The organism is Aquabacterium sp. (genome assembly GCF_048860245.1).
Lineage (GTDB): Bacteria > Pseudomonadota > Gammaproteobacteria > Burkholderiales > Burkholderiaceae_C > Aquabacterium.
Genome location: NZ_JBLIZW010000107.1, coordinates 62,633 through 70,953, shown reverse-complemented (window position 1 = coordinate 70,953; position 8,321 = coordinate 62,633). Strand labels below are relative to the sequence as shown.

9 protein-coding genes are annotated in these 8,321 nt (G+C 59.3%); 1 reads left to right on the top strand and 8 read right to left on the bottom strand.

Going from position 1 to position 8,321, the window contains the following annotated elements; translation table 11 throughout:
- Positions 1-82: 82 nt before the first annotated feature.
- The 3 genes from ACMV18_RS12360 to ACMV18_RS12350 form a co-directional block, all read right to left on the bottom strand.
- A complete protein-coding gene (locus ACMV18_RS12360) occupies positions 83-892 on the bottom strand; it encodes a diguanylate cyclase domain-containing protein (protein WP_420818096.1) in 810 nt (269 codons plus the stop codon).
- A gap of 9 nt (positions 893-901) precedes the next feature.
- Positions 902-1,183 carry a DUF3567 domain-containing protein gene (locus ACMV18_RS12355; protein ID WP_420818095.1) on the bottom strand — a complete coding sequence of 94 codons (282 nt, stop codon included), beginning with the start codon at positions 1,181-1,183 and terminating at the stop codon, positions 902-904.
- A 343-nt stretch (positions 1,184-1,526) separates the two neighbouring features.
- A complete protein-coding gene (locus ACMV18_RS12350) occupies positions 1,527-2,126 on the bottom strand; it encodes a glutathione peroxidase (RefSeq protein ID WP_420818094.1) in 600 nt (199 codons plus the stop codon).
- Between the two features lie 123 nt (positions 2,127-2,249).
- On the opposite strand from ACMV18_RS12350, the gene codA reads away from it, so the two are divergent.
- The gene (codA, locus tag ACMV18_RS12345; protein ID WP_420818093.1) at positions 2,250-3,512 is read left to right on the top strand and encodes a cytosine deaminase; all 1,263 of its coding nucleotides are present in this window, start codon (positions 2,250-2,252) and stop codon (positions 3,510-3,512) included.
- Here codA and ACMV18_RS12340 read toward each other — a convergent pair whose 3' ends face one another.
- From ACMV18_RS12340 to ACMV18_RS12320, 5 genes are all read right to left on the bottom strand, one after another.
- Positions 3,513-5,192 (bottom strand): T6SS phospholipase effector Tle1-like catalytic domain-containing protein, encoded by a 1,680-nt coding sequence (locus ACMV18_RS12340; protein ID WP_420818092.1) that lies wholly within the window; start codon positions 5,190-5,192, stop codon positions 3,513-3,515.
- Positions 5,193-5,766: 574 nt separating this feature from the next.
- Positions 5,767-6,219, bottom strand: coding sequence for a DUF3304 domain-containing protein (locus ACMV18_RS12335; RefSeq protein ID WP_420818091.1), 453 nt, complete (start codon positions 6,217-6,219; stop codon positions 5,767-5,769).
- 121 nt (positions 6,220-6,340) lie between these two features.
- The gene (locus ACMV18_RS12330; RefSeq protein ID WP_420818090.1) at positions 6,341-6,907 is read right to left on the bottom strand and encodes a hypothetical protein; all 567 of its coding nucleotides are present in this window, start codon (positions 6,905-6,907) and stop codon (positions 6,341-6,343) included.
- Between the two features lie 2 nt (positions 6,908-6,909).
- Entirely contained in the window at positions 6,910-7,365 is a 456-nt protein-coding gene (locus ACMV18_RS12325; protein ID WP_420818089.1) for a DUF3304 domain-containing protein, read from the bottom strand.
- A gap of 27 nt (positions 7,366-7,392) precedes the next feature.
- Positions 7,393-8,316 carry a DUF4123 domain-containing protein gene (locus ACMV18_RS12320; protein ID WP_420818088.1) on the bottom strand — a complete coding sequence of 308 codons (924 nt, stop codon included), beginning with the start codon at positions 8,314-8,316 and terminating at the stop codon, positions 7,393-7,395.
- Positions 8,317-8,321: the final 5 nt, after the last annotated feature.

Genomic DNA, 8,321 nt, shown 5'->3' with positions numbered 1-8,321 from the left:
CAACACCCCAATTGCGCCACTACAAAGCATTCATGCAGTTGCCACTACAAAACTTCCGCAAAAATGTGCATAAGTCGTTGATTCACATGGAAGCGGCTTCACCAAAAACGCGAAATCGGCATTTTGGTGTCGAACTCGGGGTGTCGATCTTGGGCTGATAGTGCAGCATCAAGCCCTGGTTGGTCTCGATCGCGCGCCGCAAATCGCGCTGCAACTCAATGGCCACGTCCTGATCGGCCTCCATGCGCCGCTCATAGAAGCAATGCATGTTGCCGCCCGCACGCTTGGCCGCCAGCATGGCCGCGTCCGCCCGCGCAATCAAGCGCGCACGGGGCCCATGGTCCGGATACAGCACGATGCCGATCGAGCACGACAAGTGAACCTCTCGGCCACCGACGTGATACGGCTCCTGCAAGCTTTGACGAACCCGATCGGCCACCAGCGCAGACGACGTCGCATCCGGGTCACCATCCAGCAGCATCAAAAACTCGTCGGCCCCCAGACGTGCCACGACATCGGTGGACCGGCCAATGCACAGCAAGCGGCGCCCGACTTCGGACAACAGCTCATCGCCGCGTCGGTACCCCATGGAATCGTTGATGGCCTTGAATCCATCCAGATCGACATACAGCAGCGCCATGTGCTGCTCACGAATGTCTGCACGCATGGCGGCTGCGGCCAAGCGATCTTCCAGCAGCAAACGCGTGGCCAAGCCCGTCAAAGGATCATGCGTGACAGCACGCGCACGTGCGGCCTCATCGGCCGCCACCTCCGCACGGTGCTGCGCGGTCTCGCTGGCTCGCGGCTTGTACCGCCGGTGCCAAATCCAGGCGCCAGCCGCCCCCACCAGCAATGCGCCCACTGCCAGCAGCCCGATCCAGACGCTACTCATGATCGGCCGTCAATGCACGACCACTGGCTGCTGAGCCATGCCGGCATAACGCTCCAGATAGGCGTCGAATTCTTCAATGCTGGGCGCGCTCTCGATCAAGGCCTCCACCCCTTCCTTGAAAGTCTCTGCCAGAGCCCCTTCAATGAAGATTTCCTTGCGCGCGAATTTGTCCACGATCTCAAAGCCTCCCCGGGTGAGGCTGGCGTGCGTGTCGTGCACAGCCTGCAGACCGGTCGTCGGCATTTCGATCTCGACAACAGCGTAGCTGTCAGAGTTGTAAAGCATGTGCATGGACAAGGACTCCTCGGTCGCCGGGTCTGATCGACCCATGATGACCGCTTCTTCGTCCTGCCCCGAACGCACTTGATAGCCCCTGGCTCACGCGAACGCCTGACGCGTGTCGGATTGCACGTCATTCATGCCCCGCGAACAGGCGGTTTACCCGTGGCGCACCCTCCAGAGGGGGATGCTGCTCTGCACAAAACTCATTACAGTCGTACCCAAGTGCTGTCATCACACGAAAAGTCAGATCAAGGGAGCGAACCAGAACAACGGCACAACAACTCAGGGTTTACAAAGCCTCACCACCCGGTGAGGCTTTTTTTTGCCCCTTGCGCGCCGAATCGAGCCCGGCTTACTTGGCAGCCAAGGCCTTCTCGATGTCCTCGATCAAGCTGCTGCTGTCTGGCCCGGTCAGGCTGTTGTACGCCTCGACGGACTTGCCATCACGGGCGATCAGGTACTTGTAGAAGTTCCACTTCGGGCGCGTACCCGACACCTTGGTCAACTCTGCGAACAGCGGATTGGCCTCTTTGCCCGTCACGTGGCTCTTGGCAAACATCGGGAACTTCACACCAAACGTGTTGGCGCAAAAGTCCGCAATCTCTTTGGCTGAACCTGGCTCTTGCTGACCAAAGTCGTTCGACGGAAAGCCCAGCACCACCAAGCCACGGTCCTTGTAACGGGCATACAGCTCTTCCAGCCCCTTGTACTGCCCCGTGAAGCCGCAATAGCTGGCGGTGTTGACCACCAGCACCACCTTACCGGTGTACTGGCACAGCGACTGCGGCTTTTCATCCTGCAATCGGGGGAAGGTCTTGTCCAGCAAATACGGACACGCCGCATTGTCCGCTGCGTGCACACCCCACGACGCCAGGGCCAGCACGCACGCCGCGCCCCACTGACGCACCCCCTCAGCACCTCGGGCCTGGGCCCGGACCACACCTTGCAACATGACTCGGCTCTCCTTGAATGAAGTGCAGCTTACTCTGTGTCAAGCTGACATGCAGGACATGGCGCGATGCCCCCACGCGGCATGGCGTTTGCATGCCTTGCTCACCTCACCAGGAGTCATGACATGAACCACATCGTCAATGCCCGACTGCGCCGCCAAACTGGCCTCTTCACCCTGCACTGGCACAACGGCGTCTTCACCGCCATCACCCCTCAAGCCGACACGCGTGATCTTGGTCCAGACGGCCTGGATGCGCAATCGCGCCTGGTGATCCCGCCCCTGGTTGAGCCGCACATCCACCTGGATGCCGCCCTGACGGCAGGCGAGCCAGCATGGAACCTCAGTGGCACTCTGTTCGAAGGCATCGAGCGCTGGTCCGAGCGCAAAGCCCTGGTCACCCACGAAGACACCAAATCGCGTGCCCACCGCGCCATCCGCATGCTCGCCGCCCACGGCATTCAGCACGTTCGCACCCATGTCGATGTCACGGAGCCAGGCTTGGGCACCCTGCATGCCCTGCTCGAAGTGCGCGAAGAGGCCCGCCCCTGGGTGGACCTGCAGGTCGTCGCCTTCCCCCAAGAAGGCATCGAGTCCTTTGCAAATGGCCGCGCCCTGATGACCGAGGCCGTGGCCATGGGGGTGGACGTGGTGGGCGGCATTCCGCACTTCGAAAACACGCGGGACCAGGGCGTGTCCTCCATCCACTTCCTGATGGACTTGGCCGAGCGTCACAACCGTCTGGTCGACGTGCATTGCGACGAAACAGATGACCCGGCCTCGCGCTTTCTGGAGGTGCTGGCCGAAGCCACCCGCGTGCGTGGCATGGGGGCGCGGGTCACGGCCAGCCACACAACCGCGATGGGCTCCTACGACAACGCCTACTGCTCCAAACTGTTTCGCCTGCTCAAGCAAGCCAACCTGAGCTTCATCTGCTGCCCCACCGAAAGCATCCACCTCCAGGGGCGGTTCGACACCTATCCCAAGCGACGGGGACTGACACGCGTGCCTGAGCTCGACCGGGCGGGGCTGAATGTGTGCTTCGCGCAAGACTCCATCGTCGACCCCTGGTACCCCTTGGGCAATGGCAACATCCTGCGCATCCTGGACGCGGGCCTGCACATCTGCCACATGCTGGGCTACGACGACCTGCAACGCGCGCTTGACTTCGTGACCGAGCACAGCGCGCGCGCCATGCACCTGGACTCAGCCTACGGCCTGGATGTGGGGCGCCCGGCGAACTTTGTCGTGCTGTCCGCCGACACCGACTACGAGGTCCTGCGTACGCAAGGACAGGCGCTGCTGTCGGTGCGCCACGGCGCAGTGCTCATGCAGCGCAGCCTGAGCGAGGTGGTGTGGGGGGATGGCTGTGGCGGACAAAAAGCCTGATCACGAAATCAATTCAGGGGCGGCTTGACGCGACGTGGCCGCGGCCATCGCGGTCTGTTTGACCATGGCTCGCGGCACATCGACCGCCAGGTGATCGCTCCAGACGTAATTCACCGCCACGCCATCCTCATTGGGCTGCGTCATCAACTCGTCGTCATGGATGCTGCGACGGATGAAGAAGCCACTGTGCGGGTAGTAGCCCCGCCGCAGGATGTAACCACCCCCTTCTCGGCGCGTCGCCGTTTGCGTCCGAACGGCCACCTTGTCGATGCCACCGATCAGATCGCCCGCATCCGAGTCTTTCATCACGGGGTACGGTGTGCCGTATTGCGCCTCATCGGCCAGTCGAGCCTCTTCCGTCGTCAACGACTCCCCCCGCACCCGCTTATCCAGCGCAGCCTGCGCGCGCAAGGTCAGGTCTCTCACGCGTGTTTCGAAGGCATTCAAATCGTCAGGATCTTTCCGCATGATCTCTTTTACACGCTTGCGCTTGTCGTATTCGGAGGTCTCGCCAGCCAGGTAGAACGATGCAAACGAGTCGTGAACATAGTCATCAAAGAACCTGGCAGCCTCGTCCGGGAGGGGCACCGCCTGCTCAAAGTGCCCGATGGCAAACTGCTCCCACTCATCCAGCGCCGTGTGTGAGTTGGCCCGAATGCCCTGCCACTGGTTGATGCGCAAGCGATCTTCCGGTCCGTAAAAAGGCCGATCCGCCACAGATCGGCGATCGACCTGCACCCGCGATTGGCGATAAGTCAATGCCGCCAAGTCACCGACCAGCAGTTGATTGGCCGACAACAAGTCTTCCTGATCTTGCTCGCTGGCAGCCTGAAAGCTGGCCGTCGAGGCCAAGTTGCTCAAGCGCATGGCTCGCCATCGGTAGAAAAGCGCCATGTGCTTCTTCAGACTTCCCCCATGGCCATTCAACGCCCGGGTGTACGCCGTCCACGCACTGGCCAATGAAGCGTCGATCTCAAAGTCCTCTCTGATCTCAACTTGCATTTCAGACCATGCCAGCAAGGGCACGCCAGCTTCTCGCGCTGCCAAATACATGTGCGCCAGTGGAATCTGAGAAAGCAAACTGGCTTGCCCTTCGCGCCCTTTCCCCTGCTCGCCTGGGGCATAGCCGCCGCCCACATCGGAGTGGGCACCAGGATAGAGGTACTCTTGCATGGCCCCGCCTACCTGCCGAGTCACAGGAAAGTTCATCCGCATCTCGTGTGCAGCAATCAGATGAACCCCCTTCTTCACACATTCCGGCAACGGCTTGTCAACGAAGTTGGCCCACGACCAATGTCCGTCAAACAGCGCCCCAGGCATCGGCAAAGTCTTCGCCACGGAGGCAGAGCCCCCCACAGACGCGACAACATCGAAGACGCCCAAAAATCGGATGTTGGCCTTGATCCCGGCGAGCTTGCCGCCATCCAAGAGTTGCCCGAACAAATGACAAAAGGCCACCGCCTCGGCACCACCGCGAGAAAAGCCAAACACCGACACATCGACGGATGGCACATGCGGCTTGGGTTTGGCATCCAAGGCTGCTCGCAGCTTGGCAAGATGAGGGGCAAACCAGTCTTGATGCGTGACCACCGGGCTTTGAAGGTCTGAGGCATCGCGGCGCTGCCCGACTTCGCGGTCGTAAGCGACAGCGAGCTCACCGACCATGTCGTCGCTATACATAACAGCTGCCTGATTTGCCACCGTCGCATGGACTGCATTCAAAACTTGCAAGATCCCCCAAACGATTCGCGCCAGCCCGCCTTTGGCAAAGGCTTTCCCTTCAGATGACTCAGTGGGCTCACCGATCTCTCGAAAAGGTGTTCCCACCCCTTGGATGTAGAAGCCATGGATGCCGGACGCTCGCTTGCCTCTCGGAAATGAGCGAAAGAGACGTACCACGTTGCTATGGCAACATTCATTGGGAGGCAAACGTCCGTCCCTTCGATGGATTGGAGTGCTTGCCTCATTTTCTGCCGTTACGGCTGCGCTTGCTCGCCCTGTACTTTTGTGCGTCACGTCGTCTCTGTGCGGGACAGCAATGCGCTCACCATGCAGGTCTCGCGCCATGTTGTTGTTCGTGCCGTCAAAGAACACCCCTACCTCAACAGGAATGTCACACAAGCCGACCGTGCTCGCCGAGCTCGTGGCCAAAGCGCTGAACGCTTGGGATTTCCCGCCCAGCACCAAAGCGGTGGCAACCGGGACATAGGGCGCATCGCCAGGAGGGGCTTTCATACTGTGGGTGCACATAGAATCACTCCACCCGCGTCCAGCCAACAGGCTTCACCGGTCGAGGAATAGGGTGCCCTGAGCTATACCCCGGATACTCAGAGACCACAACGCGGACCTGATCACCAGGAAACAAATGGATGTAAATTGATCCCGGTGTGTCGTAACGCTCCACGTCCACAGTCTTCGTCAAGTACGAGAGGGTCCTGCCTACCGCAAAGGTGACCCGAACCGTTGCCTTCAGTCCAGGACGCCAAACCTTCGGCAGTCTGGCGCAACAAACCTCGGGCCCACCTGCGGCATATTCATCCATATTGGCACCACCAGCTCCATCCACCACAGCGGAGTAGACATACTTTTCCGTATGGTTCACGATGCCGACGCTGGCCCCATACATTTTTTCGGTCTCCACCTCGACAGGTTGGCTGCCACAGCCACCCACGCTCAAGGCCAGCAGCCCCACTCTCAACCAGTTCATCTGTTCTCCCTGCTCCACTAACTCTGTCAATCAGTCTCTACGTTGCCTCTTACAGGCACACCAAAACGCATCCGGCAACGCATGGATTTCTGATGCAAATCCTGTCCTGGCTCGCGTGTGATCAAGCATTTTTTAAAAGTCGGGATGCGTCATGAATGCCGCGTCCTGATTCAAACCAATCATCGCCATCGCATGGCAGTCCGGCGCAGCAAGCAACCCGCCATGATCCGCCAAGCGCAAACATGGCGCGACACGCTCGTGACAACCCAATGCTGATAGGTGTTTCAGCAAATCGGGTTGCGGCGTGTCGATCCGACTGAGCACAGTCGTCGGGCTCACAGGCATCCACAAGTTGCACAAATCGCATGTCATCCAGCGGCCACGCTGACTCGGTGTGGCAAGGTGGCCAAGATTGGGCCAGCATGTCAGGTGCCAGTGCACTGATCAGCAAGCTGAGCATCGGCTTGTGATTGACTCGCCCCTTTAGCAAATGCAAGACCTCGGCATGGTTTGACGCCACGTCCGACAAAAAGAGACTAACTTCAACCGGCCTATCGCAAAGCCCCCCGGAGAAAGCATGGCTCAGTGCCATGAGATTCTGCGCTTCGGTCTGCGGTGTCGGCTGCAATGCAGCAGTCACAGGAAAGAAAGGGGCGCCATCGGGCGCCTTCAAAAGCATCGACTCCATCGTTACTCCTGACGTCGCCACCCAGCAGGCTTGACCGGCGCAGGAATGGGATGCTTGGTACTGGCGCCGCCATATTCAGAAACAACCACTCTGACCACATCATCCGGGAACACATGGACATAAATGGACGCCGCCTGAGCATAGGGCTCAATCTCCACCACTTTACTCAGGCTGGTACGCGTGCGCCCAACCGCAAATGCCACACGGATCGTGGCGGTCATTTGCGGCCGCCACGTTTCTGGAATCATGGCGCAACATACGTTGGCTCCGCCGGCGCTGTATTCATCCATATTGCCGCCACCAGCACCATTCACTGCCGCGGCATAAATGTATTTGCCGGTGTGGTTGACGATGCCAACCATCGCCGGAACCATTTTTGGCCCTTCTCGGGGCGGCACTGGCTGAACGCTGCAACCATTTGCCATCAGAACAAGAATTACCGCCCAAAAAATCCGCATTTAAATACCCCTTACTCTCTTTTCACATCACGCCATGACATGGTGTCTAGCGCACGCACGCCAGAACTCATCAGGCAAAGCCGTCACCTCTTGAGTAAAACGGGCACCTGACTGCGTGTTTCTCAGCAGCAATTCAAAGGCTGGATGCTGCATAAAGGCATCGTCAAGCCCCAACCCGATCATGGACAGCGCCAAGCGATCCGGCGCGCTTTGTATGCCGCCGCGATCAGCCAGACTCAAGCACTGCGTCACGCCTCGGTGAGAGGCCAAGGGCGTCTGATGTCGAAGTAAATCAGGGCGAACCTCATCGATTCGACTCAGCAGAGCGTCAGCTTCCGCAAGTTCAATCAATCGATTGAACCGATCCTCATCCAGCATCCAAATCGAGTTATCTCTTGGCAGCGCCGTGTGATCGCCGCCACCAACCCAGCGCATCAAATTGCCACCGCGCCCCACGCTCAGCCACGCATACAGCGGCGCCAAGAAATGAGTCCGTTCAGCGTCTGTCATGGCTTCCACAAGATGAGGCACCACACGAGAGTCACCCCAACGAACAGGCCACTCCAAGCCATCCGCCGTCCTCGCCAGCAAGAAAGGTTGCCAAGATTGGGCCAGCATGTCGGGTGCCAGTGCACTGATCAGCAAGCTGAACATCGGCTTGTGATTCACTCGCCCCTTTAGCAAATGCAATGCATCGGCATGATTTGAAGCCACGTCCGACAGTTCGAGCATGCACAAGCCCACCCGACTCAACTCAGCCAGTGGACCAGCTTGATAGACGTTGTGCCGCCTCATGTGTCGCCAAGGCCATTCACTGAAGAATGTCTCGTCGAATGCCAGGTCCAGCAACACCACGACATGACAGGATGGCCATGCTGACTGAGCCTCCGCCACGTCATGCAACAAAGCCGGCACGAGTTCATCCGACCACGGGTTCACCGCAAAAAACATCCGAG

Excerpts from the sequence above, each read along its gene's own strand:
- ACMV18_RS12355 (WP_420818095.1), bottom strand. The coding sequence starts at position 1,183 with ATGCACATGCTTTACAACTCTGACAGCTACGCTGTTGTCGAGATCGAA.
- ACMV18_RS12335 (WP_420818091.1), bottom strand. The coding sequence starts at position 6,219 with ATGAACTGGTTGAGAGTGGGGCTGCTGGCCTTGAGCGTGGGTGGCTGT.
- ACMV18_RS12340 (WP_420818092.1), bottom strand. The coding sequence starts at position 5,192 with ATGTATAGCGACGACATGGTCGGTGAGCTCGCTGTCGCTTACGACCGC.
- ACMV18_RS12325 (WP_420818089.1), bottom strand. The coding sequence starts at position 7,365 with ATGCGGATTTTTTGGGCGGTAATTCTTGTTCTGATGGCAAATGGTTGC.
- ACMV18_RS12330 (WP_420818090.1), bottom strand. The coding sequence starts at position 6,907 with ATGGAGTCGATGCTTTTGAAGGCGCCCGATGGCGCCCCTTTCTTTCCT.
- ACMV18_RS12350 (WP_420818094.1), bottom strand. The coding sequence starts at position 2,126 with ATGTTGCAAGGTGTGGTCCGGGCCCAGGCCCGAGGTGCTGAGGGGGTG.
- ACMV18_RS12360 (WP_420818096.1), bottom strand. The coding sequence starts at position 892 with ATGAGTAGCGTCTGGATCGGGCTGCTGGCAGTGGGCGCATTGCTGGTG.
- ACMV18_RS12320 (WP_420818088.1), bottom strand. The coding sequence starts at position 8,316 with ATGTTTTTTGCGGTGAACCCGTGGTCGGATGAACTCGTGCCGGCTTTG.
- codA (WP_420818093.1), top strand. The coding sequence starts at position 2,250 with ATGAACCACATCGTCAATGCCCGACTGCGCCGCCAAACTGGCCTCTTC.